This is a genomic window from Roseateles rivi (genome assembly GCF_043555845.1).
GTDB classification, from domain to species: domain Bacteria; phylum Pseudomonadota; class Gammaproteobacteria; order Burkholderiales; family Burkholderiaceae_C; genus Roseateles; species Roseateles rivi.
In genome coordinates this window covers 271,087-297,660 of record NZ_JBIGHZ010000006.1, presented here as the reverse complement: position 1 = coordinate 297,660, position 26,574 = coordinate 271,087, and the positions used below count along the sequence as shown (strand labels likewise).

Sequence of the window (26,574 nt, the reverse complement as noted above, 5' to 3'; positions counted from 1 at the left end):
GCGCTGGCGCGACAGCTGCCCGAGTACATGGTGCCGGCGCTGATCGTGAGGCTCGACGGGCTGCCGCTGAACGCCAACGGCAAGGTGGATCGCAAGGCGCTGCCGCAGCCGCAGGGGATCGAGCGGGTGTACGAGGCGCCGCAGGGAGAGGTCGAGGAGCAGCTCGCGGCGATCTGGGCCGAGGTGCTCGGCATCGAGCGGGTCGGACGCCACGACAACTTCTTCGAGATCGGCGGGCATTCGCTGGCCGCGCTTCGGATCGTCGCTGCGTGCGATGCGCGCTTCGGCTCCGGCACGCTGTCGGTGGGGGAGGCGATCCAGAACTCCGTCCTGCGCGAGCAGGCTCAAATGATCGCAACGCCTGACCCTTGCGGAACACGCGAACAAGATGACCTCCGAGCCGCCCGTCGTGGCGGCGTAGCTCGTGGCGTACCGCTGTTCTGCTTCCCGGGGCTTCATGTCAATCGGACCGAGTACGACGGCATCGTGAAAGCCGTCGCTGGCGACCGAGCCGTGTACACATTCGACTGCTATACGCTGTCGCGCGCGCGGTGGAAGGCCTGGCGCTTCGAAGAGCTCGCTGCTCGCTACGCGGAGCAGGTGCTCGAACTTGGCGAGAGAGGACCTGTGGCCTTGCTCGGCTGGTCATCCGGCGGCGACTTGGCCTACGAAGTGGGACGACAGCTGAAGGACCGGATCCCGGTAGCGTTCGTCGGCATGCTCGATGTCTGCCATCCGGTCGGCGCTTACGCCGCGACGGAGGGGGGCGAAGCCCTGCGCTTCGACGAAGCGTTCGCGACATGGCGCGAGCAGTCGCGTATGGCCCCGCATTGGCGACGCTTGCTCGATCCGCTCGAACCGGGCGAGAAGGCACTCATACAGGACTTGGTTCGGAAACAATGGAGCCCGTTGCCGCTCGACGGGCCGGCGCTCGGCTCCGAGGAATTCGCGGCCTTCGCTGGCATCGGTCATTCGATCATGATGCGCCGCTACTGTTGGGAACCCTGCGAGCTGCCGATCCATGCTTGGCACGCCGACGACACTCTGACACGAAAGTCGGCCGAGGTAAGGGACTGGTCCGAGCTTTCCAAGCTGCTTCTCGACCGTGTCGTGGATGCCTGTGATCACCGTTCGCTGCTGGTCAATCCGGGCTTTCTTGCCGAGCTGCGAGAGTGTCTGGAGGCAAGCGAAAGGTGCTACGGGAAGGAGCTCTATGGGCGAATCGGCTGACATTGCCGAGCTGGCAAAGGTGTCCGCTTCGCTCGAGGAATGGGAACGGCGCTGTACCGCTTTGATGGACCTGCTCGGCACCGGCAGAAGCATGCCGCCGGCAATCCGAGTTAGGGCAGCACACCTTTACGCTGAACTGAAAACCGATCTGAGAATCGCGACTAAGGGTCGACAGATTGATTGCAAGTCCGGCGCACAGGCCGTACTCGAGCGCTGCTACTACGAACCCGCGCTTCAGCGGGCTGCCGCGGTCCTGCGGCCGCCCCCGTACTCGCACCCGATCAGATCGCGCTGGTCGAGGGCCGTGTCCGACGCGCGTTCGGCGTTTTCGCACTATCGACAGGCGCTCGAGTTGAGCGAGCCTCGCGATGCAAGCGGGCTTCAATGCTTGCCAACGTGGAATGGCTAGTCGGTTGTGCTACAGCAACAATAGGGATGCAAATACGAGTTGTTCGCATTACAGTGCCCATCCTTCCGGATCGGCACCGATGCCGCTCCGTCCTGATCGCATCTCCACACCCATGAACAAGAACCTCCTTTGCGGAGCCGTACTGGCTGCGCTCGCCCTCGTCCAGCCCGCGCACGCCGACGAGAACCTGCTCGGTTATGTGCGTGGCGCCGAAGTCCTGCCCAAGGGCGCGCTCGAGGCCTACCAGTGGTTCACGCAGCGTTCGGACAAAGGCTCCGGCAAGTACCGCGCGATGGACACCAAGACCGAGCTCGAGTACGGCGTGACCGATCGCTTCCAGGTGTCGGCCGAGCTCAACATGATGAGCATCAACACCTCGGGCCTGATCATCGACGGCTATCTGCCGCAGGAGCGCAAGCGCGGCCTGCGCCCGCAGAGCATCGAAGTCGGCGTCAAGTACAACTTCCTGAGCCCGGCCAAGGACGACTTCGGCCTGTCGGGCATCGCCTCGTTCGAATACGGCATGCTCGACCGCCACTCGGGTCAGAAGAAAAAGGAATACGAGATCGAGACCGAGTTGCAGGCGCAGAAGTACTTCCTCGAAGGCCAGCTGACCTGGGTCGCCAACATCGGCCTGCGCGCCGCCTACGAGAAGCGCAAGGCGATCGCCAACCTGCCCGAGGGCTTCGACTGGCCGACCGAGCCCGAGATGGAGATCTCGACCAAGCTCGGCACCGGCCTGTCCTACCGCTTCGCGCCGAGCTGGTATGTCGGCGCCGAGCTGCTGCGCGAATCGGAATACGAGACCGAGGTCGGCCTCGAGCGCTGGTCGCTGTTCGGCGGCCCGTCGATCCACTACGGCGGCCCCAAGTGGTGGGGCACGCTGACGCTGTTCCGCCAGATCCGCGGCGGTGGCGAGAAGTACGAGGGCCAGACCCAGCGCCACCTGCACCTGATCGAGAAGACGCGCAACGAGGTGCGTCTGAAGATCGGCTACAACTTCTGAGCGGGGTCTCCGTCATGGCGTCACGCGGACTGCGGGCCTTCCTGCTGCCGGTCGCGGCGATCGCGCTGCCCGCCCATGCGACCGACTATCTGACGGTCGCCCAGGCGCAGACGCTGCTGTTCCCGGCCGCGAAGAATTTCGAGGCGCGCCCGCTGAAGCTCGGCGAGGCTCAGCGCGACCGCATCAAGGCGGCCAGCGGCGTGCGCCAGCGCTGGGACGAGCAGAAGATCTGGCGCGCCGAGCGCGACGGCAAGCTGGTCGGCTGGTTCATCGTCGACGAGGTGATCGGCAAGCACGAGTTCATCACCTATGCGACCGGCATCGCGCCCGACGGGTCGGTGCTCGGCGTCGAGGTGATCAGCTATCGGGAGACGCACGGCGGCCAGATCCGCGACGCCGCCTGGCGCAAGCGCTTCGCCGGCAAGACGCTCGCCGATCCGTTCAAGCTCGACGAGGACGTGCCGAACATCAGCGGCGCGACGCTGTCCTGCCGCAACGTGACCGACGGCGTGAAGCGTCTGCTCGCGATTCACAAGCTGTTCCTCGTCGAAGCCGGCTGACCGGACCGGGACCGATGAAGATGCTGCTGCGCCGCATGCGCCCGCTCATGGGCTGCTATATCGAGGTCGCCATCGAGGCAAGACCTGACCCCGAGGCGGCGTTCGCCTGCGCTTTCGCGAGTCTCGCCCGCAGTGCCGCCCTGTGGAGCTTTCAGGATCCGCAGAGCCTGCTGACGCGGCTGAACACCGGCGCGACGGTTGCGCTCGATCGCGACTCCGAGCGATTGCTGCGCCTGGCCCGAGCGCTGACGCGCACGAGCCGCGGTCTCTTCGATTGCACGGTCGGCGGCGCGCTCGTCGCTGCCGGCCGTCTGCCCGATCACGGCGGGCCGGCACCGCTGCCGCGCGGCCGCGCGGACGACATCGAGATCCGGGACGGCGCGGCCCGACTCGCGCGGCCGATCCGGCTGACGCTGGACGGCATCGCCAAGGGCTTTGCCGTCGACCTGGCGGTCGAGGCACTGCGCCGCCACGGCGTCGCTGCCGGTCTGGTCAACGCGGGCGGCGATCTGCGCGCCTTCGGATCGCTGGAAGCGCCGATCGACCGCCGCGAGCTCGATGGCCGGCGCACCGCGCTCGGTTCGCTGTGCGGCGCGGCGATCGCGAGCTCGCGCGTCGAACCGGGCGAGCACGATCGCGACGCGTTCCCGGCGCTCGTGCTCGGTCCGACCGAACGGCCGGCTCGGCCGGGCATCTGGACGGTGCTCGCGCGGCGCGCGTGGCGAGCCGACGCGTTGACCAAGGTCGCGGCCTGCGCGCCCGACGGATCTCGCGCCGAACTGGTCGCCGCGCTGGGCGGCCTGCTGGTCGATCCCGCCCAGGTCCCGGAGGCTGCATGAAGGGTTATCCGCGCTGGTTCCCGCGCCTGCTCGGTGCGGCTTCGGTCGTGCTCGGTGTGACCGGGCTCCTGCTGGCGACGACGACGCTCGAAATGCGCGCCGAGCTCGAGCTCGGCTGGCACGCCGCGGGCGCCGTCCGGACCTGGGGCAGCGCCTGCCATGCGCTGGCCGGCTTCATGCTGATGTTGTTTTGCGGGGCGCTCTGGAGCATCCACATGCGCGCCGGCTGGCGCCGCCGACAGCATCGGCGCAGCGGCCTCGCGCTCGCGCTGCTGCTCTGCGCGCTGGCCGGTACCGCCGTCGGCATCTACTACAGCGGCGATGCCGAGCTCGGCAACTGGTTTGGCTACGGCCACCTGGCCGGCGGAGCGCTGCTGCTGGTGACGCTCGCCTGGCATTGGGTGCGCGGACGACGGCTGCGCCGACGGTACGGGACCGCCAAGCGCTGAGCTCACCAAGAATTGGGAATTGTGCCCACAGCAAGAAACGCGCATCTCGGTCGAGGGACGCTGCGCCATCGGCGCGCGTAGGCCGCCAGCTAAGCCAGCACCTGCGCGCTACGATGCGCCTGGTGCTGGCGCGCTCGGCGCTTGCGTGCCCAGATAACGATGCCGGTGATCGACAGCATGCATACGGCCAGGCCCAGCAGGCAGACGACGATGCGTCCGGCCAGACCTCCGATCTGCCCGCTGTGCAGGGGGTACTGCCACGCGAGGAACTTGTCCGCGGCCGTGCTGTCGTCATAGCTCCGGTGGGCCACGCGCTCACCGGTGTTGCCGTCGATGAAGAAGCGTTCGCGCCCCAGCCGCAGAGCTGTGTCGTGGTCGCCAGGTTCGATCAGCGTGACTTCGTAGACCCGCTGCTCGGCGGCGAAGTAGATGCTGTGGACCGACCAGTCCGATGCATGCGCCGGCGCGTTCCGACGCGCCTCCACGACGGCCGCATCCCATCCGATCGGGGGCTGCTCGACAGGAGCGGCTTCGGGCTTGTGCTCGGGCTCCGTGAGCGCCGCGAGTGGGCTAGGCGTCACAACGCCGAAGAGTTCGACGGCAGGAACGAACACTTCCCGACCGAGGTTCATCGCGATGCTGGTTAGCGCCATCGCAATGAGCAGTCCCCACAGCCAGAGCCCGCCTGCGCGATGAAGATCGAAGTTCAAGCGCACAGCGCCCGCCGCTCGCTTGATCTGCCAGGAGGGCTTCCAACGCTGCCACCAGGATCGGCTGGTGCTTAGCGATCGCACCGGAAGGGTCAGCCAGAAGCCGATGACGCTGTCGAACAGCCACACGACCGCGACGATGCCGAGCAGCAGATCGCCCCAGCGGTCCGGTATGTGCAGCGAGTAGTGCAGCACGACGATGAACGGAAGCAGATGCTGGGTGTCGAAGCGCCAAGCCCCGTAGAGCCTGGCGCCTAGCACGGTTCCCGTCGCGGGGTCGACGAAGACCTGGTTGTACCGGGCGGGATACGGCGAGCCGGTCGCGGGATCGATGCGCGGCTCCACCGTGACCAGCGTCGAACTGCCCGGCCTCTGCGCGGGCATGATGAAGGTCGCCATGACCGTCGGGTCTGCGCGTTCGACTTCGGCCGCCAACCGCTCGATCGACAACGACGGACGCGCCGCGTCGACGCGAAAGAGTTGCGGATTGAGCCACGCATCGAGCTCCGGCTGGAACGCGATCAGGCTGCCGGTCAGCCCGGCGAAGGCAAGAAAGATTGCCGTCGCCAAGCCGAGCCAGCGATGCAGCCGGACCAACAGCAGTCGCATCACGACCGGCGTGCCGCGCTCGCCCGGACGCGCAGGATCACCACTGGTAGCGCAGACCCGCAGCGACACTGCGTTCGATGCCGTAGAGGCAATTGCCGTAGAAGCAGGTCAGGTAGGTCTTGTCGGTCAGGTTCTTGACGTTCAGATAGGCTTGCGTGCCCTTGAGGCTGCCGTTCAGCTTGCCGAGGTCGTAACGCAGTGCCAGGTCGACCAGCGTGTAGCCTGGCACCCGCAACGTATTGACGTCGTCGCCCCATGTCGCGCCGACATATCGAACCCCTGCGCCGATGCTGAGACCTGCGACGTCGCTCGGCGCGTAGTCCAGCCACAACGATCCGGCATGGCGGGGCGACTGCATCAGCTCCTTGCCGCGATCGGCCTGGTCGCTCTTCGTGACCTCGGTCTTTGTGTACGCGTAGCTGCCGATCAGGCTGAGCTCACGCGAGAGCTCTCCGCGCGCTTCGAACTCGAAGCCGCGCGAGGCAACCTCGCCGCGCTGCAAGCGGTTGTTCGGGTTGGCGGGATCAGGACCGAGCACGTTCTGGCGGAGGATGTCGAAGACCGCAGCCGTGACCGACAGCCTGCCGTTAACCGGCTGGTACTTGAGCCCGGCCTCATACTGCCGACCCGTTTCCGGCTTCAGGAACTGGCCCGTCAGATTCGTGCCGAGCGTCGGCACATAGGACTCCGCATAGCTGAGGTAGGGCGTCAGGCCGCCATCGAACACGTAAGCCGCGCCTGTTTGCCATGTCAGCGCGTCATCCTTCTGGGTCGGGCCGTCGGACACGGCGGCGCCCGGGTCGCCGGACAAGGTCCAGTTCTTCGCCCAGTCCTTGCGACCGCCGATCGAGACGATCCAGCGCTTGTCGATCTTCAGCTGGTCCTGCACATAGAGGCCCAACTGCTGGTCATTCGCGGTGCGCTCCCATACCGGCGTACGCAGGTAGGTCACGGGCGTGTAGACCGGGTTGAAGAGATCGAGCGGCGCCGCCGTCCCATCGCCAAGCTGCCAGCCGTCCTTCTGCCTTGCGTAGTCGAGGCCGGCCAGGACCAGATGCTCGACGGATCCCGTCGAAAAGCGCGCCTGCACGTTGTTGTCTAGCGTGACGTTGTAGTTGCCGCCCAGCGACCAGTAGTTCGTGACGCTGCGTTGCGCGGTGCGCTTGTCATCACCGAGTCCAATGAACTTCGCTGCTTCGCGCCGACCGGTCGTTTGGTTCATGCGCATGACCGAACGCATGGTCCAGACATCGTCGAGCCTGTGTTCGAACTCCCAGCCGAGATTCTTACTGTCATAGTGGGCGTCGTTGTTCGCGTTGATGGCGCGATGACGCGGAATCTTGCCGTTCGGATTGGCGAGCAAGGTACCCTCGGCCGGCAGATTGTTGTTCGGCTCGCCCTCGTTGCGCTGAACGCTCGCTCGCAGGATCAGCTCGGTCTTTGCCGAGGGACGCCAGGCAAGTGCCGCAGCCAGGAACAGGCGGTTGTCCTGGGCATGCTCGATCTGCGTTCCGCCGTCGCGCGCGAGAGCGGTCACGCGGTAGCTCCAGATGCCGGCATCGTCCAATGCACCGCTGACATCGGCCGTCAGCTTCTTCTGCGAGAAGCTTCCAACTTCCGCGCCGAGTTCGCGCAACGCGGACGTTGTGGGTCGTTTCGAGACCATGTTGATCGTGCCGTTGGGCTGGCCCTGTCCATACAGGATCGAGGCCGGTCCGCGCAGCACCTCGATGCGCTCGAACGCATAGGGCTCGTAGCCGTTGTAGCTCCACCATCCGGAGAACTTGGCACGCGTTCCGTCCTGGAAGAACACCTCGCCGTCGCTGGCGCGGAAGCCGCGGACCGAAAAGCTCGAGGTCGAATCGACCGACGAGGTCGCCAGCGGCGGCGCGAAGACGCCGGGCGTATAGCCGAGCGCTTCATGCATCGTCAGCGGGTTCTGCGCCTCGATCTGTTCGCGCGTGATCACCGAGATCGAGCGTGGCGTTTCGGACAGCAGCGTATCGGTCTTGGTCGCGGTCGCGCTGCGACGGGCTGCAAGACCGCCGACCGCACCGGAGGCGGTTTCATCATCGCGACCAGCCCGAACCTTCACCAGCGGCAATGAACTTTCGGTGGCTGGCTCGGGGGTCTGTGCTTGCGCCGCGGTCAACAGGGTTCCACCACAGAGTGCCGCCTGGGCGGCCATGGCGACGATGGAATGTCGCGAGAGGGTGGGGCGGGTGCGAGGATTCTTCGGGGACATGGAAGACCGTGCCTGGGGGCAACTCAGGAAGTGGAGGAAAGGATGGGCGCCGCGCGCGGCGCGCCGCGATGCTCGGAATCAGCGCGCGTTCGCAGGGCCGCGGCGACCGCGGCAGCGAAGATCTCGACGACATGGTCGATCTGAGCCGCTTCGATGATCAGGGGCGGGAGGAATCGCACGACGCTGCCGTGACGGCCGCCGAGCTCGATGATCAGGCCGCGCTTCAGGCACTCGGCTTGGATCGCCGATGCCAGCGCCGGCGCGGCGGGGAGGGGCGCGGCGGAGGTGTCGTCGCGCTCCACGACCTCGACACCGACCATCAGGCCACGCCCGCGCACGTCGCCAAGCTGCGGGAAGTCCGTCTGCAACTGCGTCAGCTGCCGCATGAGCCGCTCGCCCATGCGGGCGGCGTGTTCATGCAGCGCTTCGGCCTTGATGAATCCGAGCGTGGCCGAGCCGGCAGCCATCGCCATCTGGTTGCCCCGGAAGGTGCCCGCATGCGCACCGGGCTTCCACAGGTCGAGTTCTTCGCGATACACGACGACGGACAGCGGCAGGCTGCCGCCGATCGCCTTGGACAAGACAATGACGTCGGGCGTGATGCCCGCGTGCTCGAAAGCGAACCACTTGCCCGTGCGGCCAAAGCCGGTCTGCACCTCGTCGATGATCAGCGGCACGCCGGCGGCCGTGGTCAGGTCCCGCATGCCTTGCACCCACGCATCGGGCGCGGGAATGACGCCGCCTTCGCCCTGCACGGCTTCGAAGATCATGCCGGCCGGCGCGGGCACGCCGCCTTCGGGATCGGTCAGCACCGTCTCGATGTAGCGCATGCCGGCCTGCACGCCGGCGTCGCCGCCGAGGCCGAACGGGCATCGGTAGTCATAGGGGTAGGGCAGGAACTGGACGCCTTGCAGCGAGCCATTGAGCGGCCGCTTCGGGCCGAGGCTGCCCATGAGGTTCAGCGCACCTTGCGTCATGCCGTGATAGGCGCCCTGGAACGCGAGCATGGTGCCGCGGCCGGTGGCGATCTTGACGAGCTTCAGCGCGGCTTCGACCGCGTCGGCGCCGCTGGGGCCGCAGAATTGGATCTTGGCCTGGCGCGAGAAGTCAGGCGGCAGGATGTCGAACAGGTCCTGAACGAACCGATCCTTGACCGGCGTCGTCAGATCGAGCGTGTGCAGCGGCAGGCCCTCGTCGAGGACGTCACGGATCGCCGCGATGACGACGGGGTGGTTGTGGCCGAGCGCCAGCGTGCCGGCACCGGCCAGGCAATCGATGAAGACGCGGCCTTCGACGTCCTCGACATAGATCCCGTGCGCCCGCTTGAGCGCCAGGGGTAACCGGCGGGGGTAGCTGCGAGCGTTCGATTCGCGCGCCTCCTGCCGGATCAGCAGCGGATTCTTCTCGAGGACGTACGGTTGGGCCAGCGCGTTGTGGCGCCTGGAAAGCGCTTCGGAGGCCAGCTTGTGATCACGAGTAACGGGTTGGGTCGACATGACAACTCCTCAGACTGCAAGCGAATCAGAACGAGTCGCCATGACGGATAGACGTCTGAGTGAAGGAAATGTTCAAAGTCGAAGTGACGCGGGCTTTGAACAATCTCCGCGCAGGTTCGTCTGCTTCATTGACTCATTCGATCGTGGAGCAGACATGCACAGAAGAGACTTTGGGCGGGCTCGCGGAGCCCTGGCGATTGCGGCGGCCGCGGCCTGCCTGGGCGGCACTCAGGCCCAGGCGAACGCCGATGAACGTGGTCACGGTGTCGAGGTGCGACGCACGACCGATGGGCTGCCGCACATCAAGGCGCAGGACTGGCGCGGACTCGGCATCGGAGTGGGCTATGCGCAGGCCGAAGATGCGCTGTGCACGCTTGCGGAAGCGTTCGTCACCTTCGAGGGACGACGCTCGCGCTACTTCGGCGCGGACGAACGAGCTTCGCGAGCTTCGACGTTCGGGCTGCAGAAGAACATCGACCTCGACGTCTTCTTCCGCGTAACGGCGGATCAGGACGCGGTCGAGAAGTACCGTGCGCAGCAACCCGCCGACTTCAAGGCGCTGATCGACGGCTTCGCCGCAGGCTACAACCGCTATCTCGGTGCCGCTCGACGCGCCTCTTCGGCACAACGTCCGGCCTGCGTGAACGAGCCCTGGGTTCGCGAGATCGAGCCGACCGACCTTTACCGACGCATGATCGCGGCCGGGCTCGCCGGCGGCTACATGAACTTCATCCCCGAGCTGGTCAACGCACGTCCGCCGGGCACCGGCGGTGCACAACCCAGGGCCGCCGCATCGACGCAGAGTGGACGCGACGCGATGCGTTCGCTGTTCGCGCATCGGGTAGGCGACCAGGCCGGCGTGGGCAGCAATATGCTTGCCTTCGGCAAGCAGGCGACCGGCGGCGAGAGCAGCGTCCTGCTGGGCAATCCTCACTGGTACTGGGGCGGGCCGGATCGCTTCTACCAGATGCACCTGACCATCCCCGGGAAGCTCAATGTCGCGGGGGCGGCCTTCCTCGGCATTCCCGTCGTCATGATGGGCTTCAACGAGCAGGTCGCCTGGAGCCACACGGTGTCCGAGGCGCGTCGCTTCGGACTGTTCGATCTGTCGCTGGTGGCCGGCGAGCCGACGAGCTATCGCGTCGGCGACAAGATCGAGCGGATGCAGCCCGTGCCCGTGTCCATCGACGTCGTCGGCACCGACGGCAAGCTGACGCAGCAAAGTCGCACCGTCTATCGGACGCGCTTCGGCTACGTCGCCGACTTCGGCGCCAAGGATCCCGCATTCGGCTGGGGCGAGACCAATGCGATCGCGGTCAGGGACGTCAACGCGGAGAACGCGCGCGTTTTCCGCAACTACTTCTTCTGGAACCAGGCGAAATCGCTCGACGACTTCATCGCGATTCAGCGCCGCGAGGTGGCGGTGCCATGGGTCTACACCGCGGCGATCGGCCGCGACGACGGGCGCGTCTGGTACGCGGACATCGGCACCGTGCCCAATGTGCCGGATGCCTTGCGCGCCCGCTGCACGACGCCGCTGACCGAGGGTTTCGCCCAGATCGACTCGATCACGCCGTTCCTCGACGGAAGCCGGGCCGAGTGCGATTGGCAGCACGATCCCGCGGCCGTTCAAGCGGGCACCATTCCCGCCGACGGGCTGCCCAGCCTTCTGCGCGAAGACTATGTGGCGAACATGAACGACAGCTATTGGCTGACGAATCCGGCCAAGCCGCTCGAGGGCTTCCCGATGGTGCTCGGCGGAGAGCGCGAGCACCAGTCCGTGCGTTCGCGCCTCGGCCATCGCCTGGCCCTGCAATTGGCCACGCTCGACGATCCTTCGTCGCAGCAGGTGGGTCGGCGCCTGATGCGCGAGTCTCTGCATCCTCGCGTGCATTCCGCCGAGCTCTACAAGGTCGAACTGCTCGCTCCCGTCTGCGACGCGGCGCGCAAGGCCGATGTCATCGCCGCCTGCCGGATCCTTCGCCGCTGGGCCAACAGCGGTGACGCGCAGGACCGCGGCGCGCTGCTCTGGGAAGCGTTCTGGGCCAAGGTCCAGGCGATCCCGGCACCGGAGCTGTACAAGGAGCCGTTCTCGAGCCAGGCGCCACTCGATACGCCGGCGCGCCCCAAGGGCGCGGACCCGCGCGTCGCTCAGGCGCTGCTCGACACGATCGCGACCTTCCGAAAGGACAAGCGGGCCCTCGACGCGCCCCTCGGCTCGCGGCGCTTCGTGCGCGTCGGCAGTGACCGCCTGCCCCTGTACGGCGGCTGCCACGATGCCGGCTACTTCACCGTGATCTGCAACGACGACGGCAGCGACGAGATGGGGCCGAACTCGGTCGCCAACAGCTATCTGCAGGTCGTGCGCTTCACGCGTGCCGGTGTGGAGGCTCACACGATGCTGGCTCACGGCCAGCGCGAAACGGCGCTGGAGAGCGGACAGGGAAGTGGCCCGGTGCGCCGCTATGCACGCAAGGAATGGCTGCGCTTCCCATTCAGCGAAGAAGAGATCGCACGTGATCCGGCGACTCGCCTGACCGAGCTTCGTCCCTGATGGTAGGCGTACTTCCCCATCTGGTGCAGCGCTCGCGGCGGCTGCTGATCGCGGCCGCCGCAACGAGCTCCCTGGCAGGCGTGTTTAGCGTGTTGCTGCTGACGCAGATCAACGCGGCGCTCACCGCCTCACAGGGCGACGCGCGGACCGAGTCGGCGCTGCGCTTCGCGATCTTCGCGGTGATCGCGATGGCGACCCAGATGGTGGCGTCGGTCATGTTCGAACGGCTCAGCCAGAGCGCGCACGCGAGCTTGCGCGGATTCATCTCTGGGCGGGTGCTGACGGCCGACTTCCGGCGACTTGAGGAGGTCGGCAGCCCCAAGGTACTTTCGGCACTGTCCGATCACAGCGCCAAGGTTGCCGAGTTCTTCACGAGCGTACCGACCATCCTCACGAACGCGATCATCGTCATCGGTTGTCTCGTCTATATGGCCTGGCTCTCGTGGCCGGTGTTCCTGCTGGGCGTGCTGGTGATCGCGCTCGGTTCATTGGGCTATCACCTGGCGCACCTGAAGGCGATCCGGCATCTGGACGAGGCCTCGCGGGAGCAGGACCGGCTGTTCGATCACTTCCGTTCGCTGGTCGAAGGTGCGAAGGAGCTTCGGCTCAATCACCCCAAGAGTCAGCGCTTTTCCGCGGACGTGCTCGGCGCCTCCGTGGAAGCCGTCAGGCGCGAGCGCGCGCATGGCATGTCGATCTTTGTCGCGTCGGCCAGCTGGGGCAACTTCCTGATCTATGCCTTCATCGGACTGGTGCTCTTCGTCCTCGTGGGAGACGCGCCCGATCGGGCAAAGGTCATGACCGGCTTCGCGCTTGTCTTTGTCTACATGGTGGCCCCGCTCGAGATGCTGCTGGTCAACCTGCCCAAGGCCAATCTGGCGCGCTCCTCAGCGCAACGCATCGACGACGTCATCCATGGACTGCCTGGCGCCGATTCGAGGGTTCCAGCCGAGCCGCCCCGAGCCGTGACGGTCGCCCTCGAGGGGGTGCAGCATCGTTACTACCACGAAGCCTCGGACGAGGTCTTCACGCTCGGACCCATCGACCTGCGCTTCGAGCCGGGCCAGTTGACCTTCCTCGTCGGCGGGAATGGCAGCGGCAAGACCACCTTGGCGAAGCTGATCGTGGGCTTGTACCAGCCCGAAGCAGGGCGCATCGTGGTCAACGGCAATCCGGTCGACGATGAGGACCGTATCGCCTACAGGCAATGCTTCTCGGCGATCTTTTCCGACTTCCACCTGTTCGATCGGCTGCTCGCCGCGCCGGGCACCGAGGTCGACACCATCGGCAATCGTCTGCTCGAGAAGCTGCACCTTCGGAACAAGGTCCAGGTGCGCGATGGTGCCTTCACGACGCGGGCGCTGTCGCAGGGGCAGCGCAAGCGCCTCGCGCTGGTGGTCTCGTATCTCGAGGACCGCCCATTCCTCGTGTTCGACGAATGGGCAGCGGACCAGGACCCAGTGTTCAAGGACGTTTTTTATCGGGAGCTATTACCCGAGCTCCGTGCGCAAGGGAAGACGGTACTCGTGATCAGCCATGATGATCGCTACTTCGATCTTGCCGACCAGGTGATCCGCATGGAGAACGGCAAGGTCGTGAATGTGGGGTAGAGGAGGGCGAGTTCGGTCGACGTCGGGCGGGCGACCTATGAGCATTCGAGCCTCGCCATTCACTCCGCGGAGAAGTCGCCGGGTGATGCTCGCGTCGCATCGGGCGAAAGTCGGAAGAGGCATTCGATGAATGGCCGGACCTCTTCCCACGGCGCCTGCCGGCCGTAGAACTCGGCCAGCGAACGACCGACCTCGACGGCCGTCGGTTTTCCCGAGGATCTCCGAAAGATGCTTTGCGAAGCACGCAGTACCGAGGCCATCGCGCTCGAATCCTTGGGGCAGTTACTGGAAGCGGTCAGGGAGCTCAACACTTTTGTCGAGCAAATGTCGATAGACACAAGCCACGAGACATCAGTTTGCCAACCGAGCCCGCCCGATATCCGCGCCGCATGATGTGCCGATGTGGTGATCCCTTGCGATCCGGCACTGGGCCTGTCTATCCCGGCACCGATAGGGCGCCACGGGAGTGGCTGGCCGCGTGGCCAACGAGGACCCGACGGGAGGTGGGCGAATTGGCCCCGTCGCCAATAACGCGTGAACGCGCGCCACTCCCCGAGATGTGATCCTGGCAACGCGCAGCCGGGGTACGAACTTGGACCGCGACATACTGACCAAGATCCAACGATTTCGTCAACATGTCGAGCTTGGTCTGCAGAGTGCGCACGGGAGGACAGCCATCACTCGAGAAGCCTGGCGCCTTTGGGCTCCGTTTGAACTGCTCGGAAGTATCCCGTGACCGAAGCGATCGACCGGTGTCCGGTCATGGCCATCGTCTCGCCTAGCGGCACACCTTGGCGTCCAGCTTCCGTCACGAAGCCCGACCGTAGCGAGTGAGCAGAAAACTTCTCGCTCAACCCCGCGAGCGCGCAGCGCTTCTTGACGATGTCGTTGACCGCTGCAGCGGCCAGCGGCTCGCCGATCTTGTCGCCGCGCCGCACGCGCCGGAAGAGGGCGCCCTCGCTGATCTGCGCGGCGGCCAGCCAGGCTGCGAGCGTGTGCGCTGCGCGACCGACGATGAGCTTGTCGTTCTCCGCGCGATCCTCGCCTGATTGGTTTGTCTTCGAGAACTGCAAAGTGAAAACGAAGCGATCGTCGGCTTCTCGCACCGTGTTCTCGATTGTCGCGCTCGTCACTTCAGAGCGCCGGCGACCGCCGCTCGAGAACGCAAACAGCAGCAGCGCGCGATCACGCAACCCCGTCAGCGAGTCATCGCAGGTCTCGAGCAACGCCTCGAGCGGCTCCTTGGTCAGCGCCGGTTTCTTGCGGGGAAGGGCGCCGCGCTTCGCATAGGCCCTTCTGGCTTTGGAGAGGAGTTCACGCACGCGCGGCTGTTCGCAAGGATTGGCCACGTCGCGTAACTGATGGACCTTTGACAGCACGGCCACGCGGTGGATCACGGTCGCCAGTGCCGGCGCACCGAGCTTCGCTTTGAAGCCCCCGTCGACCAGCGCTTGATCGAGGTCATCCGGTAGTTCATGGGCCAGCGCGCCGTTGCCATCCTGTCGCTGCGCATGGTCCACGACGAACTGGACGACCGTCGGCACGGACACGGGCAGGGCGATCGGGGTTCCATAGCGCAGCTGAAACCAGGCCGCCCAGTACCGCAGCGCCGTCCGGTAGCTGCGCAGCGTGTTTTCGCTTTCTCCCTCGCGCAGCAGCGCGGCTTCGGCGGCTTCGGCGACCTCGTCCAAAGCGGCTGGGTCCAGGGCTGCACGCCGCGCGGCGAGCTCGAGCGGATCCATTGTGGCGGGAAGGATTTCAGCAATTTGCATACATTGAATGTACGATATATAACGCAAATTAGAAACTAGTCTCGGTAAGCATCATTTATCGTGACTAGTCTACACCCGGGGCAGGGTTGAAATCAAGGAGTGCCAATATGCCGCGCGGAATCAGCCAAGAAGACGTCTGGAAGGCCTGTGACGCTCTGTTGCTCGAGGGCGCTCGGCCCACGATCGAGCGCGTGCGCCAGAAGGTCGGCAGCGGCTCGCCGAACACGGTGGGGCCGTTTCTGGATACCTGGTTCAAGCACCTCGGCGGCCGACTCAAAGATCCCGGATCGTTCTCGCCACCGCCGGAAGTCCCGGATCCCGTCATGCAGGCGGCCTCGCATTTCTGGGAGGTCGCCCAGGCTGAGGCCAGACGCGACGTCGAGATCCAGGTGCGGGAAGGGTTGGCCGCCGCAACGGCCAACGTCGAAGCCGGAATGGCGCGGGCAGCTGAGGCGGAAGCCGCGGCGCTCGCCGCCAACTTGAAGGTCTCCCACCTCCAGACGCAGCTGAGCGAACTGCAGGCGACGCTGGAAGCCGAACGCGTTCGGCATGCCGCCACGACGGCGCGTGCGGAAGCGGCGGACCGGCAATGCACTGAACTGCATGCCGCGGTCACGGAGGCCCGTCAAACCGCCGGCGCCGAGCGGGCGCGCGCAGACAACGCCATCACCATGGCGGACGAGCGCGCCCATGGTGCCGAGCGGCGCGCAGCGCTTGAGATCGATCGTGAGCGCGGGCTGCGCGCCAAGGCAGAAAAGGCCGTCGAGTCCATCGCGAAGCGCTTCGAGGCCTCGCTCAAGGCAGAGATCAGCGCGAATGAACAGCTGAACGCTGTGCAAGCCAAGCTCGGAGCGCAGCGGGCCGAGTCGGCGCAGCGTGAACAGGAGCTGCAGACGCGCCTGGCCCAACAGGAGGTGAAGTTGCAGGAACTGGAAGTCGCCCTGGCTCAAGCTCAACAGGCGGTCGCGCAAGCGACGGCTCAGGAGGCGCTGGTGAAGAAGATCGTTTCAGAATTGGGTCCCGCGCGCCGACAGCCGAGAAACCGCGCTGCGGCAGTCGCTTCCGACAAGGGGAAGCCTTAGGCTGACCGACACCGCCTATATCCGCACACTCGATCCGCAGACCCGGCTGCTTCAGATGTACAGCCTGCGCGCTTGAAGCATTCGCTTCAGTTGTAGAGCGGGCGCGCCTCAGACATGGGAAATGTTCAGCCTGTGCGCTGGAATCCAGCCAATTGTTCAGCCGATGCGCTCATTCTGTTACGGCGCACACGCTGAACATTCAGGCGGACGTGCTCGGAGGTCTCTCCGAACTGCCAGATGTACAACATATGCGCTGCAGTCCTGCCGACTCAGCCGATGAGCCTCAACACCGCCTCCGGGCTGATTCGCGAGATGACGAAGTCCTGGCTGGAGGAAGTCGGCGCCGCAGCCCCGCCATCTCCCGGCCCCTAATTCTCCAACCTGATAATTTTTTCACCGCTTAGATCAACACGGCTTAACGTACAGAATTTTCCGTTTCTTGTGGCCACCCCTTGTCGAGAGCCACAAAGCGTTCGGTGTAGATGCATGACAATGTGTATTATGTAAACCTTCGCTTTTCGCACGCCAAAGCCAGCCAATGATGAGGATTGACGTACAGGCCACCGAAATGGCCTGTCGCGGCGCCAGCATGACTCAGCGCGCGGTGCGCAGCGCGTGAGTCTGGCGAGCCAGCTGCCCAATGCGGGCCCAATCCCCCGCGTCCAAGGCGTCTTGCGGTGTCAGCCAGGAGCCGCCGCAGACCCGCACATTGGGCAGCGCCAGGAACTCGGGCGCGCTTTGCGGTGTGATGCCGCCCGTGGGGCAAAAGCTCACGTCTGGGAACGGGCCTTGCAGGGCTTTGAGCAAGGCGGTGCCGCCCACTGCCGTGGCGGGAAAGAGCTTGAGGAAGCGGTAGCCCGCCGCGTTGGCGCGCAGCACATCGCTGGGGGTAGCCACGCCGGGCAGCAGCGGCAGCTCGTGCATGCGAGCTGCCTCGCCCAGGGCCTCGGTAAAGCCAGGGCTCACGCCGAACTGGCAGCCCGCGTCGCGTGCGGACACCACGTCGGCCACGCTGCGCAGCGTGCCTGCACCGACGATAGCCTCGGGCACGGCGCGGGCAATGGCCTCCATGGCGCGCAGCGCCACGGGTGTGCGCAGCGTGACTTCGAGCACGCGCACACCACCGGCCACCAAGGCCTGTGCCAGCGGCACGGCGTGCTCCAGGCGGTTCACCACGATGACAGGAATCACCGGGCCGTGTTCAGCCAGGGTTTGGGTATCGAGAAGCATGTCGGTCCTTCACCAAGTTACCAAAGGTCTTGCTGTAAAAGGGGCGCACGTCACAGCCAGCTGACGGCGCCCTCTTCCGCGCTGCGCACATTGCGGCGCATGCCACTGAAGAGTTCGCGCCCCAGCCCGGCGGCGTTGTCGGCCACGGCTTCGGGGCGAATGGTTTGAACCTCGCGCTGCGCCCACTGGGCCGCATCCACGAGCGCCAGCAGCTGCCCGCTCTTGCCGTCCACGCGCACGATGTCGCCGTCACGCAGCCGCGCCAGCGGTCCTCCGGCCAAGGCCTCGGGGCTGACGTGGATGGCTGCGGGCACCTTGCCCGATGCGCCACTCATGCGCCCATCGGTGACCAAAGCCACGCGGTAGCCCTGCCCTTGCAGCACGGCCAGCGGCGGGGTGAGCTTGTGCAGCTCGGGCATGCCGTTGGCCTGCGGGCCTTGGAAGCGCACCACCACCACCACGTCCTGCGCCAGCTCGCCAGCCTTGAAAGCGGCTTGCATGGCTTCTTGGCTGTCGAACACGCGCGCTGGCGCTTCCACCACGTGCCTATCCTCAGGAACGGCGGAGATTTTGATCACCGCGCGGCCCAGATTGCCTTCCAGCAATTTGAGCCCACCTGTGGCCGAGAAGGGCTCTGCCGCGGTGCGCACCACGCTGGTGTCGCTGCTCTGCGCAGGCCAATCCTCCCAGCGCAAAGCCTCCTTGCCCCCGCCCGCGAGGCGCTGCCCATACGTCTGCAAGCTGGGCCCGGCGATGGTCAGCACATCCTCGTGCATCAGCCCTGCTCCCAGCAGCTCGCGAATCACAAAACTCGGGCCGCCTGCCTCTTGGAACTGGTTCACATCGGCGCTGCCGTTGGGGTAGACCCGCGCCAGCAGCGGCACGACGCTGGAGAGTTCGGCAAAGTCGCTCCAGTCGATCAAATGGCCCGCCGAACGCGCCACGGCCACCCAGTGGATGAGGTGGTTGGTCGAGCCCCCCGTGGCCAGCAAGGCCACCATGGCGTTGACGATACAGCGCTCGTCCACCACCTGCCCAATGGGCGCGCTTTGGGCTGAGCGTGCATGAATGCGCAGGGCCTGGCGCACGGCCTCGCGGGTGAGTTGCTCGCGCACATCGGTATTGGGCGGCACAAAGGCCGCGCCGGGCACGTGCAGGCCCATGGCTTCCAGCAGCATCTGGTTGCTGTTGGCTGTGCCGTAAAAGGTACAAGTGCCCGCGCCGTGGTAGGCCGCACTCTCGGCCTCCAACAACTCCTGGCGCCCTACTTTGCCTTGGGCATAGAGCTCGCGCACACGGGCTTTGTCGGAGTTGGACAGGCCCGACCCCATGGGCCCGGCGGGTACAAACACGCAGGGCAGATGGCCGAAGTGCAAAGCGCCAATCAAGAGCCCGGGCACGATCTTGTCGCAAATGCCCAGCAGCAGCGCGGCGTCAAACACATCGTGGCTCAGCGCGATGGCCGTGCTCATGGCAATCGTGTCGCGCGAGAACAGGCTCAACTCCATGCCCGGCGTACCTTGGGTGACGCCATCGCACATGGCCGGCACGCCGCCAGCCACCTGTACCGTGGCGCCCAGTGCGCGGGCTTGCTCCCGAATCAAGGCCGGGTAGCTTTCATAGGGCTGGTGGGCTGACAGCACATCGTTGTAGGCCGTGACCACCGCCAGGTGCGGGGCCTTTTCAGCAACCACGCGGAATTTGTCTTGCCCTGGCAAGGCAGCAAAGGCGTGTGCCACATTGGCGCAGCCCAGGCGCTGGGCCCCGGGCGGGCGCTGCGCGTGGTGCTGGAGTTGCTCCAGATACCGCGCGCGCAGCGCGGCACTGCGTGCGCGAATCCGCTCGGTGACGGTTTGGAGGGTCGTGTTCATGCTTGCTTCTGATGTAACTCAGCATGGTTAAAGTTGGTAACCATATTACATGACCCGAGGGAAAACGCGGTTACCAAAGGGGTACAGAAAGCCCCTCCGCTGGACGCGCGGGCGGTCTGCGCTCAGGTGCGGTTTTTGGGGCGCCCAAGGGCGCCGGGCATCAGGCGGCTGAAATGGTGCGTGCGGCTACGGGCAGCGTTTCAAATTCGCTGTGGCCAGACTCAGCAGCGGGGACTTGCTCGCTCAGCAGCGCGCGAACACGGGTGAGGTCGTCCAGGGTGTCAATGTCCAGCAGCACGCCGGGGTCGTCCAACTCCACGGCCTGCGCGGGGTAGCGCGCCAGCAAGCGCCGGGCGCCCAGGTCGCCGCGCAGAGCTGTCAGCTCGGAGTAGAGCTCAGTGCCAAACCCCACGGGGTGCCCCTGCCGACCGCGGTGCTGTGCATAGGCAATGGGATGGTGCAGCAGCGCGTCCGCCACGGCGTGCAGGCTGGACAAGCGCACCAGGGGCATGTCGGCGGGCAAGATGAGCCAGCCGTCGGCGTCACCCGTGGCGGCGACGCCGGCTGCGATGGAGTCGCCCATGCCAGGCCCGTTTGCGGACTCTCCAGACGGGCTTTGCGCCTCAGGCAGCAGCACCACGTCGCGCGCGGCAATGTGCTGGGTCACGACATCCGCCAAATCGACCGACGTCACCACCACCACCCTGGACTGCATGCCGATGGCCGTGCCCAGCACGCGCTCAATCACCGTGCTGTCACCAAGGCTTTGCGTGAGTTTGTGCCCCGTGCCCGCAAACCGATGCCCTCGCCCCGCCGCCAACACCACGACGGCAGGTCGCCGCTTGTCCATGTGTACCCCCGTGCCTTGCCAGTGACTCAGCCGCACCGGCTCCGTCTGGCCTGATTTTGGCGGCAGAATGCCTAAGCGACAGAGCCCGGCCTACCCGGACCTTCACTAACCGGGCAAGTGCCTAGGGCGAAACCTGTCGGGCACATTGATGACTTGGGGAGGTTGTATGAGTGAGCTGTCGCATCTGCGAAAGAGTTATGAGTTAGGCGAGTTGGAGGAAACCCAAGCGCTCAGTGAGCCCGTGCAACAGTTCCAGCAGTGGCTTCAGCAAGCCATGGATGCTGGTGTGCATGAGCCCAACGCCATGACCCTGGCCACCGTGGGGCCCAACGGCCGCCCGTCGACACGCATTGTGCTGATCAAGGGACTGGACGAGCGTGGCCTTGTTTGGTTCACGAACTACCACAGCCGCAAAGGGCAAGAGTTGGCCCAAAACCCCTGGGCCGCTCTGCAATTTCACTGGGTGGATATGGAGCGGGTGGTGCGTATCGAAGGCCGCGTGGAGCCCATCAGCGAGGCTGAATCAGACGCCTACTACCACTCGCGCCCCCTGGATTCGCGCCTGGGAGCCTGGGCCTCACCTCAGAGCGAGGTCATCCATTCCCGGGCCGTGCTGGTGGCGCAGGCCGCCAAGGCGGCTGCGCAGCATGGTCTGAATCCGCCGCGCCCACCGCACTGGGGCGGCTACCGCCTGCGGGCCGATTGCTGGGAGTTCTGGCAGGGTCGCCGCTCGCGCCTGCACGACCGGCTGCGCTACCGCCTGCAAGAAGACGGGCAGTGGTTGCGCGAGCGCCTGGCGCCCTGAGCTGCCGCGACAGCCCAAGTGCTCGTCAACGCACTTTGATTTCTTTGGCTTCGCCCATGCGGTAGAAAAGCCCGTAGGGGTCGTCCGGCAAAACGGCCAGCACCCCTTCGACCACCACAGGCTCCAAGGTGTAACGCACGGCGTTGAGGCTGCGCACTTCTACCAGCCCTTCGGGCCCGGCGGGAACACAAAAATTGCAGCTCGTGGGCACGGCAGAGAGCAGAAAGTGCCGCTGCTTGTCGCCCGGCTCCAGGGGCATCATGAAGCCCTGCACCCGCACCACCTTTTGGTGCAGCGCCTGTACCGCTGTGGGGAATTTGGGCGTCACGCGGGTTTTGTCCGCGATGGTGGTCACCGAAGAGAGCAGCTTCCAGCTCAACACGCCCTCGCGCTCCTGCAGTGGCTTGAAGGGGCTGCGCGGGTCGTGGTAGCCCGGTCCCTGCCCCAGCACGGGAGCCTGTGCCCACGCGGGCATTCCCCCCAAGACCCCGAGCAAGGCCAACAGACTCAGCTTGGGCCCGATACGCCGCCAAGAAGTATGGGTTCGCGTCAGGTCTGAAAGTTTCAAAAACATGGGCTTTGCCCTGGAACCGTTGACGGGTTGCGATTGTCTTGCAAACGGCCGTATGGCGTGCACCGCCTCACCGCGGCGCTTGCAGCAGTTCGGTCACGTCGAGTCTGTAGGCGCGCCATGCGGGCCATGCGCTGCTCAGCAGGGCCAGACCCAGCGCCAGCAGCGGCACACTCAGCTCCCAGGGGCTGAACCAAAGCCCCACCACACTCAGAGACTGCTGCTGCGCCAGAGCCCAGCCCAGCACGGCCGTCAAGCCGTGGCCCAGGGCCAAGCCCAGGGTGCTGGCCAGCAAAGCCAGCCACAGCGCCTCGGCGGCGATGAGCCCGGCCAAACGCTGCGGTGGGGCGCCGAGCATGCGTAGCATGGCCAAATCGGTCTGGCGTTCGCGCACAGCATGCAGCAGGGCCACGAAGACGGAGAGCGCAGCTGCCAGCAGCAACACCACGCCAAAGCCGCGCAGCACTTCGGTGCCCGCGCCCACCATGCGCAGCAGTCTGGCAGTCTCGAGGGCTGGGGACGCGGCCTGCAGCCCGTCCTGGGCATTGACCCAGCGTGGCAGGCTGACCGCCGCCAAGGGGCTGCGGTAGCGCACCAGCGCCAGGGTGATCTGGCGCGGAGTGGCCTCAGCATCATGGGCGTGGTGGTCGTCCTCCTCATGGCCATGCATGTCTTCGTGCACTGCCCATATGGAGGCCAGATCGGTGAGCACCAGCCGGTCCAGCACACTGCCGCTGCCCGCCAGCACGCCCACCACGCGATAGCGCTGCTCCTCATGCTCATGGCCGCCCTCGCCCAGGCCATGGCTGCCGGCAAAGGTGTCGCCCAGGCCCAGGCCGCTGGCGCGGGCCACTTCGGCGCCCAGCACGGCTTCCAGTGGCGCTTGCCACAGCCGACCTTGGGTCAGGCGAGCTTGGTAGAGCGCCGGGTAGTCATGGGTGCTGCCAACGATGCGGTAGCCCTTGAAGCTATCCCCCAGCGACAGCGGCACGGCGCTGGCCACCAGGGGCTGAGCGCGCAGCTGCTCGAGCGCCGCCAGAGGAATGTTGCCGGTGGGCGTGTCCAGATGGAACAAACCGGCCAGCATGATTTGCATGGGGCTGCCCTTGGCGCCCACCACGAGGTCGACCCCAGCCAAGTCGCGACGCACCCCGGATTCAATCTGCTCGCTGACCAGCAGCACAAAGCTCATGGCTGCCAGCCCCAGGCTGAGCAACAAGAGATTCAGACCCGACACCAACGGGTTGGCCCACAGATAGCGCCAAGCCAGGCGCCACAGGCTGGTTTTCATGGCGCGTACTCCAGCTTTGCCAAGCTGAGGCTGGGCAGCACGGCGCCCAGGCGCTGCATCACGCGGCTGTCGTGCGTGGCCAGCACCAGCACGGCACCGTGTTGGGCGGCGGCTTGCTGCAGCAAGTCCAGAGTGGCCGCGGCATGGTCGTCGTCCAGACTGGCGGTGGGCTCGTCAGCCAGCAGCAGGCGTGGGCGGCGCAGCAGCGCACGGGCCAGGGCCACGCGCTGGGCTTGGCCTTGGCTGAGCTGGTGGGGCCGCCGCGCCGCCAGGCTCTGCAAACCCAGGGTGCTCAGTAGTTCCTCCACGCGCGCGCCGTCCACCGCCAAGCCTGCGGCCAGATAGGGCAGGCACAGGTTGTCACGCACGCTCAGGGCCGCGCTGAGGTGTAGGCGTTGCGGCACAAAGCCCAGGTTGGCACCGCGCCAGGCATCGCGCTGGCGCGGGTTCATGGCAGACAAGTCGCTGCCGGCCATGCGCAGTACACCGCCCGTGGCGCTGAGCAGCCCTGCCATGAGGGCCAGCAAGGTGGACTTGCCACTGCCCGACGCGCCGCGCAGCAGCACGCCGGGAGCCGGGCCGAGTTGAAAGTCGGGGAAGTGGAGGTTCGGGCCTTGCGCGTAGCGGTAGTGCAGCCCCTGCAGTTCGATCATGGGGCCTAGCGGGATTGCGACTCGCGCATCAGGCGCTGAAAGGCGGCCTCGAATTTCTTGACCTTGGCCGCCACCACGAACACGCAATAGCCCTGCTCCGGGTTGCGGGCGAAGTAGTGCCGGTGGTAGGCCTCGGCGGGGTGGTAGTTGCGCTCGGGCAGCAGCTCGGTGACCACGCGGCCGCCCAGCGCGCTCTGCGCTTGGGCCAGCACCTCACGTGCCAGCGCCTCTTGTTCGGGGCTGTGGGTGTAAATGCCTGAACGGTATTGCGTGCCCACATCGGCCCCCTGGCGGTTCAGCGAGGTGGGGTCGTGGATGGCGAAAAACACCGCCAGCAGCTCCTGCAGGCTGACTTGTGCCGGGTCAAAGCGCACGCGCACCACTTCGGCGTGGCCGGTCTGGCCTGAGCACACTTGCTCGTAACTGGGCGACGGGGTTTGCCCGTTGCAGTAGCCGGACTCCACATCCAGCACGCCCCGAACCCGTTCGAACACGGCCTCAAGACACCAGAAACAACCGCCCCCCAGTGTGATGAGGGCTTCTGTGCTGGGGGCTGTGGCGGGCAGCCCAATGGGCGTGGCCGAGGGGGAGTTTTCGTTCATGTGCTGGGCCTGCAGAGGCTGGGGTGGCCTGATTATGGGCCGGGCTTCAGCAAAGCCCATTGCGCCACCCGCACATGAGAAACCCCCAGGGTGGTTTGCAGTCCCTCCCTGGGGGCGGCTGCGGCACTGGGGCCCGCAGCGGCGCCGGATCCGGCCCTGCCGGGATCAGGCGGCTTGCGCAGCGACTGCGCAATCGAGTGTGCCTGTAGAGGCAATGAAAGAATAGGCGCTCAGCCGCTGCGAATCAAGCTCCGAGCTCAAGCATCAAGCACCAAAAATGCGTTCATACAGCGCTTGTGTGCGGGCTTTCACATCGGCGGGCATGTCGATCACTCGGCCCCACTCGCGCTGCGTCTCGCCGGGCCATTTGTTGGTGGCATCCAAGCCCATCTTGCCTCCCAGACCGCTCACGGGCGAGGCAAAGTCCAGGTAGTCGATGGGCGTGTTTTCCACCAAGGTGGTGTCGCGCACGGGGTCCATGCGCGTGGTGATGGCCCAGATCACTTCTTGCCAGTCGCGCACATTCACATCCTCGTCCACGACCACGATGAACTTGGTGTACATGAACTGCCGCAAATAGCTCCACAGCCCAAACATCAAACGCTTGGCGTGGCCGGGGTAGGCCTTCTTGATGGAGATCACCGCCATGCGGTAGCTGCAGCCTTCGGGAGGCAGGTAGAAGTCGACGATCTCGGGGAACTGCTTTTGCAGAATGGGGATGAAGACTTCGTTCAGCGCCACGCCCAGCACGGCGGGCTCGTCCGGTGGTTTGCCCGTGTAGGTGGAGTGGTAGATGGCGTTGCGCCGCTGGGTCAGGCGTTGCACCTCGAAGACCGGGAACCAGTCTTGCTCGTTGTAGTAGCCCGTGTGGTCGCCATAGGGGCCTTCGAGGGCGTGCAAATAGCCGCCCTTCTCTTTGAGCGGCACGCCGTCTTCGCTCAAGCCCTCGAACCCGGGCGCGGCGGGCGGAATATGGCCTTCCAGCACCATCTCTGCCGAGGCCGGTACTTGCAGCAGCACACCGCCCTCGCCCACCTGGGTGTCTACCACCTCGGTGCGTGAGCCGCGCAGCAAGCCCGCGAATTGGTATTCCGAGAGGCTGTCGGGCACGGGTGTGACGGCGCCAAGAATGGTGGCTGGGTCGGCCCCCAGCGCCACGGCAATGGGGAAAGGCTGACCCGGGTTGGCCAGGGCGAAGTCTCTGAAGTCCAAGGCCCCGCCACGGTGCGCCAGCCAGCGCATGATGAGCTGGCGCTTGCCGATGAGCTGCTGGCGGTAAATCCCCAGGTTCTGGCGCGCACGCGGTGCGGCCACGCTCTGCGGTCCGCGTGTGACCACCAGACCCCATGTGAGCAGCGGCGCCACATCGCCCGGCCAGCAGTGCTGAATGGGCAAGGCGTGCAGGTCGACCTCGTTGCCATTCAAGACCTCTTCCTGGCAAGGGGCTGAGCGCACCTTGGCAGGCTTCATGTCCCACAGAGCCTTGGCCATGTGCAGCAAGCGGCCGGTGTCTTTGAGCCCGCGCGGCGGCTCGGGCTCTTTGAGGCTGGCCAGCAGCCGCCCTACATCGCGCAGCTCGCCCACCGACTCGGCGCCCATGCCCAGCGCCACACGGCGCGGTGTACCGAATAGATTGGCCAGTACAGGCCGTTGCTGCGGCATGGGGCGCTCAAACAGCAGCGCCGGGCCCTGTGCCCGCAACACCTTGTCGGACAAAGCGGTCATGTCCAAGACCACGGAGACGGGTTCGCTGATGCGTCGCAGCTCGCCCTGTGCTTCCAGCCCGCTGATGAACTCGCGCAAGTCCCTGTATTTCATAACTTGAAGTAATTTGCCAGCCAGGCTATCAGCTTGACTGGTTATTTTTGATCCCTAGAATGCCGGATTTGCCGCGCCCCCCAAGAGCTAGGGCGCTGGCTCAAAAACACTCATCTGTGCGGCCGCGGGCACCAAGACCCGACCGACCGCCGGTTCCTTGCAGGACGCTGGCCCAAAGAGGACCCAGCCTGAAGCAGCGCCGCAAACCTCTGCCTTGCTGAAGGCTTGTTGGAACTGCACAGAGCATTATCGACGCCAGGCTTCGCCCCCGCTGCAATTGGCAGCCCGCGGCCAAGCCTGCGCATGAAAGGA

22 protein-coding genes are annotated in these 26,574 nt (G+C 65.9%); 9 read left to right on the top strand and 13 right to left on the bottom strand.

Annotated elements, in window-relative coordinates:
- The 5 genes from ACG0Z6_RS16405 to ACG0Z6_RS16385 all read left to right on the top strand — a co-directional run.
- Positions 1 to 1,230, top strand: a 1,230-nt coding sequence (locus tag ACG0Z6_RS16405; protein WP_394463385.1) for a thioesterase domain-containing protein, incomplete at its 5' end; no start/stop codon positions are given.
- Positions 1,231 to 1,751: 521 nt separating this feature from the next.
- Positions 1,752 to 2,645, top strand: coding sequence for a DUF6662 family protein (locus ACG0Z6_RS16400; RefSeq protein ID WP_394463383.1), 894 nt, complete (start codon positions 1,752 to 1,754; stop codon positions 2,643 to 2,645).
- A gap of 14 nt (positions 2,646 to 2,659) precedes the next feature.
- Positions 2,660 to 3,205 (top strand): FMN-binding protein, encoded by a 546-nt coding sequence (locus tag ACG0Z6_RS16395; protein WP_394463381.1) that lies wholly within the window; start codon positions 2,660 to 2,662, stop codon positions 3,203 to 3,205.
- A gap of 14 nt (positions 3,206 to 3,219) precedes the next feature.
- Entirely contained in the window at positions 3,220 to 4,044 is an 825-nt protein-coding gene (locus tag ACG0Z6_RS16390) for an FAD:protein FMN transferase (protein WP_394463379.1), read from the top strand.
- A complete protein-coding gene (locus ACG0Z6_RS16385; protein ID WP_394463377.1) occupies positions 4,041 to 4,493 on the top strand; it encodes a hypothetical protein in 453 nt (150 codons plus the stop codon). Before ACG0Z6_RS16390 ends, ACG0Z6_RS16385 begins: the two co-directional genes overlap by 4 nt.
- Before the next feature lie 89 nt (positions 4,494 to 4,582).
- Here ACG0Z6_RS16385 and ACG0Z6_RS16380 read toward each other — a convergent pair whose 3' ends face one another.
- Genes ACG0Z6_RS16380 through ACG0Z6_RS16370 form a run of 3 tightly spaced genes read right to left on the bottom strand, consistent with a single transcriptional unit; the run spans position 4,583 to position 9,553 of the window.
- The gene (locus ACG0Z6_RS16380) at positions 4,583 to 5,812 is read right to left on the bottom strand and encodes a PepSY-associated TM helix domain-containing protein (protein ID WP_394463374.1); all 1,230 of its coding nucleotides are present in this window, start codon (positions 5,810 to 5,812) and stop codon (positions 4,583 to 4,585) included.
- A 37-nt stretch (positions 5,813 to 5,849) separates the two neighbouring features.
- On the bottom strand, positions 5,850 to 8,057 hold the full coding sequence (locus ACG0Z6_RS16375; RefSeq protein ID WP_394463372.1) for a TonB-dependent siderophore receptor: 2,208 nt from the start codon (positions 8,055 to 8,057) through the stop codon (positions 5,850 to 5,852).
- A 23-nt stretch (positions 8,058 to 8,080) separates the two neighbouring features.
- Entirely contained in the window at positions 8,081 to 9,553 is a 1,473-nt protein-coding gene (locus ACG0Z6_RS16370) for a diaminobutyrate--2-oxoglutarate transaminase (protein WP_394463369.1), read from the bottom strand.
- Between the two features lie 154 nt (positions 9,554 to 9,707).
- Between ACG0Z6_RS16370 and ACG0Z6_RS16365 the strand changes: the two genes are divergently transcribed.
- Together ACG0Z6_RS16365 and ACG0Z6_RS16360 are read left to right on the top strand one after the other, a co-directional pair.
- Positions 9,708 to 12,107 (top strand): penicillin acylase family protein, encoded by a 2,400-nt coding sequence (locus ACG0Z6_RS16365; protein ID WP_394463367.1) that lies wholly within the window; start codon positions 9,708 to 9,710, stop codon positions 12,105 to 12,107.
- Positions 12,107 to 13,717: a cyclic peptide export ABC transporter gene (locus tag ACG0Z6_RS16360; RefSeq protein WP_394463365.1), complete on the top strand. Its 1,611-nt coding sequence runs from the start codon at positions 12,107 to 12,109 to the stop codon at positions 13,715 to 13,717. The genes ACG0Z6_RS16365 and ACG0Z6_RS16360 overlap by 1 nt, the downstream gene beginning before the upstream one ends.
- Before the next feature lie 59 nt (positions 13,718 to 13,776).
- Here the strand turns inward: ACG0Z6_RS16360 and ACG0Z6_RS16355 are convergent, their stop codons facing one another.
- Entirely contained in the window at positions 13,777 to 13,977 is a 201-nt protein-coding gene (locus ACG0Z6_RS16355) for a hypothetical protein (protein WP_394463363.1), read from the bottom strand.
- A 417-nt stretch (positions 13,978 to 14,394) separates the two neighbouring features.
- Entirely contained in the window at positions 14,395 to 15,489 is a 1,095-nt protein-coding gene (locus ACG0Z6_RS16350) for a site-specific integrase (RefSeq protein WP_394463362.1), read from the bottom strand.
- A gap of 107 nt (positions 15,490 to 15,596) precedes the next feature.
- On the opposite strand from ACG0Z6_RS16350, the gene ACG0Z6_RS16345 reads away from it, so the two are divergent.
- Positions 15,597 to 16,571, top strand: coding sequence for a DNA-binding protein (locus ACG0Z6_RS16345; protein ID WP_394463360.1), 975 nt, complete (start codon positions 15,597 to 15,599; stop codon positions 16,569 to 16,571).
- Between the two features lie 594 nt (positions 16,572 to 17,165).
- On the opposite strand, the gene ACG0Z6_RS16340 is transcribed toward ACG0Z6_RS16345, so the two are convergent.
- The 3 genes from ACG0Z6_RS16340 to ACG0Z6_RS16330 all read right to left on the bottom strand — a co-directional run bounded on the left by ACG0Z6_RS16340 (position 17,166) and on the right by ACG0Z6_RS16330 (position 20,522).
- Positions 17,166 to 17,801, bottom strand: coding sequence for a bifunctional 4-hydroxy-2-oxoglutarate aldolase/2-dehydro-3-deoxy-phosphogluconate aldolase (locus ACG0Z6_RS16340; RefSeq protein ID WP_394463358.1), 636 nt, complete (start codon positions 17,799 to 17,801; stop codon positions 17,166 to 17,168).
- Between the two features lie 50 nt (positions 17,802 to 17,851).
- Positions 17,852 to 19,672: a phosphogluconate dehydratase gene (gene edd / locus ACG0Z6_RS16335; RefSeq protein ID WP_394463356.1), complete on the bottom strand. Its 1,821-nt coding sequence runs from the start codon at positions 19,670 to 19,672 to the stop codon at positions 17,852 to 17,854.
- Between the two features lie 160 nt (positions 19,673 to 19,832).
- Complete coding sequence (locus tag ACG0Z6_RS16330; RefSeq protein ID WP_394463354.1) at positions 19,833 to 20,522, bottom strand: nucleotidyltransferase family protein; 690 nt, start codon at positions 20,520 to 20,522, stop codon at positions 19,833 to 19,835.
- A gap of 166 nt (positions 20,523 to 20,688) precedes the next feature.
- Between ACG0Z6_RS16330 and pdxH the strand changes: the two genes are divergently transcribed.
- The gene (gene pdxH / locus ACG0Z6_RS16325; RefSeq protein WP_394463352.1) at positions 20,689 to 21,327 is read left to right on the top strand and encodes a pyridoxamine 5'-phosphate oxidase; all 639 of its coding nucleotides are present in this window, start codon (positions 20,689 to 20,691) and stop codon (positions 21,325 to 21,327) included.
- A gap of 25 nt (positions 21,328 to 21,352) precedes the next feature.
- Here pdxH and ACG0Z6_RS16320 read toward each other — a convergent pair whose 3' ends face one another.
- The 5 genes from ACG0Z6_RS16320 to ubiD all read right to left on the bottom strand — a co-directional run bounded on the left by ACG0Z6_RS16320 (position 21,353) and on the right by ubiD (position 26,262).
- Positions 21,353 to 21,802 (bottom strand): DUF3299 domain-containing protein, encoded by a 450-nt coding sequence (locus ACG0Z6_RS16320; RefSeq protein ID WP_394463351.1) that lies wholly within the window; start codon positions 21,800 to 21,802, stop codon positions 21,353 to 21,355.
- A 166-nt stretch (positions 21,803 to 21,968) separates the two neighbouring features.
- Positions 21,969 to 23,189: an ABC transporter permease gene (locus tag ACG0Z6_RS16315; RefSeq protein ID WP_394463349.1), complete on the bottom strand. Its 1,221-nt coding sequence runs from the start codon at positions 23,187 to 23,189 to the stop codon at positions 21,969 to 21,971.
- Positions 23,186 to 23,842: an ABC transporter ATP-binding protein gene (locus ACG0Z6_RS16310; RefSeq protein WP_394463347.1), complete on the bottom strand. Its 657-nt coding sequence runs from the start codon at positions 23,840 to 23,842 to the stop codon at positions 23,186 to 23,188. Before ACG0Z6_RS16310 ends, ACG0Z6_RS16315 begins: the two co-directional genes overlap by 4 nt.
- A gap of 5 nt (positions 23,843 to 23,847) precedes the next feature.
- Positions 23,848 to 24,444, bottom strand: coding sequence for a peptide-methionine (S)-S-oxide reductase MsrA (gene msrA, locus ACG0Z6_RS16305; protein ID WP_394463345.1), 597 nt, complete (start codon positions 24,442 to 24,444; stop codon positions 23,848 to 23,850).
- A gap of 264 nt (positions 24,445 to 24,708) precedes the next feature.
- Positions 24,709 to 26,262 carry a 4-hydroxy-3-polyprenylbenzoate decarboxylase gene (ubiD, locus tag ACG0Z6_RS16300; RefSeq protein WP_394463343.1) on the bottom strand — a complete coding sequence of 518 codons (1,554 nt, stop codon included), beginning with the start codon at positions 26,260 to 26,262 and terminating at the stop codon, positions 24,709 to 24,711.
- Positions 26,263 to 26,574 lie beyond the last annotated feature (312 nt).

Bases quoted from the DNA above. Each gene is read 5' to 3' on its own strand.
- ACG0Z6_RS16400 (WP_394463383.1), top strand. From the start codon at position 1,752: ATGAACAAGAACCTCCTTTGCGGAGCCGTACTGGCTGCGCTCGCCCTC.
- ACG0Z6_RS16395 (WP_394463381.1), top strand. From the start codon at position 2,660: ATGGCGTCACGCGGACTGCGGGCCTTCCTGCTGCCGGTCGCGGCGATC.
- ACG0Z6_RS16390 (WP_394463379.1), top strand. From the start codon at position 3,220: ATGAAGATGCTGCTGCGCCGCATGCGCCCGCTCATGGGCTGCTATATC.
- ACG0Z6_RS16385 (WP_394463377.1), top strand. From the start codon at position 4,041: ATGAAGGGTTATCCGCGCTGGTTCCCGCGCCTGCTCGGTGCGGCTTCG.
- ACG0Z6_RS16380 (WP_394463374.1), bottom strand. From the start codon at position 5,812: ATGCGACTGCTGTTGGTCCGGCTGCATCGCTGGCTCGGCTTGGCGACG.
- ACG0Z6_RS16375 (WP_394463372.1), bottom strand. From the start codon at position 8,057: ATGTCCCCGAAGAATCCTCGCACCCGCCCCACCCTCTCGCGACATTCC.
- ACG0Z6_RS16370 (WP_394463369.1), bottom strand. From the start codon at position 9,553: ATGTCGACCCAACCCGTTACTCGTGATCACAAGCTGGCCTCCGAAGCG.
- ACG0Z6_RS16365 (WP_394463367.1), top strand. From the start codon at position 9,708: ATGCACAGAAGAGACTTTGGGCGGGCTCGCGGAGCCCTGGCGATTGCG.
- ACG0Z6_RS16360 (WP_394463365.1), top strand. From the start codon at position 12,107: ATGGTAGGCGTACTTCCCCATCTGGTGCAGCGCTCGCGGCGGCTGCTG.
- ACG0Z6_RS16355 (WP_394463363.1), bottom strand. From the start codon at position 13,977: ATGGCCTCGGTACTGCGTGCTTCGCAAAGCATCTTTCGGAGATCCTCG.
- ACG0Z6_RS16350 (WP_394463362.1), bottom strand. From the start codon at position 15,489: ATGCAAATTGCTGAAATCCTTCCCGCCACAATGGATCCGCTCGAGCTC.
- ACG0Z6_RS16345 (WP_394463360.1), top strand. From the start codon at position 15,597: ATGCCGCGCGGAATCAGCCAAGAAGACGTCTGGAAGGCCTGTGACGCT.
- ACG0Z6_RS16340 (WP_394463358.1), bottom strand. From the start codon at position 17,801: ATGCTTCTCGATACCCAAACCCTGGCTGAACACGGCCCGGTGATTCCT.
- edd (WP_394463356.1), bottom strand. From the start codon at position 19,672: ATGAACACGACCCTCCAAACCGTCACCGAGCGGATTCGCGCACGCAGT.
- ACG0Z6_RS16330 (WP_394463354.1), bottom strand. From the start codon at position 20,522: ATGGACAAGCGGCGACCTGCCGTCGTGGTGTTGGCGGCGGGGCGAGGG.
- pdxH (WP_394463352.1), top strand. From the start codon at position 20,689: ATGAGTGAGCTGTCGCATCTGCGAAAGAGTTATGAGTTAGGCGAGTTG.
- ACG0Z6_RS16320 (WP_394463351.1), bottom strand. From the start codon at position 21,802: ATGCCCGCGTGGGCACAGGCTCCCGTGCTGGGGCAGGGACCGGGCTAC.
- ACG0Z6_RS16315 (WP_394463349.1), bottom strand. From the start codon at position 23,189: ATGAAAACCAGCCTGTGGCGCCTGGCTTGGCGCTATCTGTGGGCCAAC.
- ACG0Z6_RS16310 (WP_394463347.1), bottom strand. From the start codon at position 23,842: ATGATCGAACTGCAGGGGCTGCACTACCGCTACGCGCAAGGCCCGAAC.
- msrA (WP_394463345.1), bottom strand. From the start codon at position 24,444: ATGAACGAAAACTCCCCCTCGGCCACGCCCATTGGGCTGCCCGCCACA.
- ubiD (WP_394463343.1), bottom strand. From the start codon at position 26,262: ATGAAATACAGGGACTTGCGCGAGTTCATCAGCGGGCTGGAAGCACAG.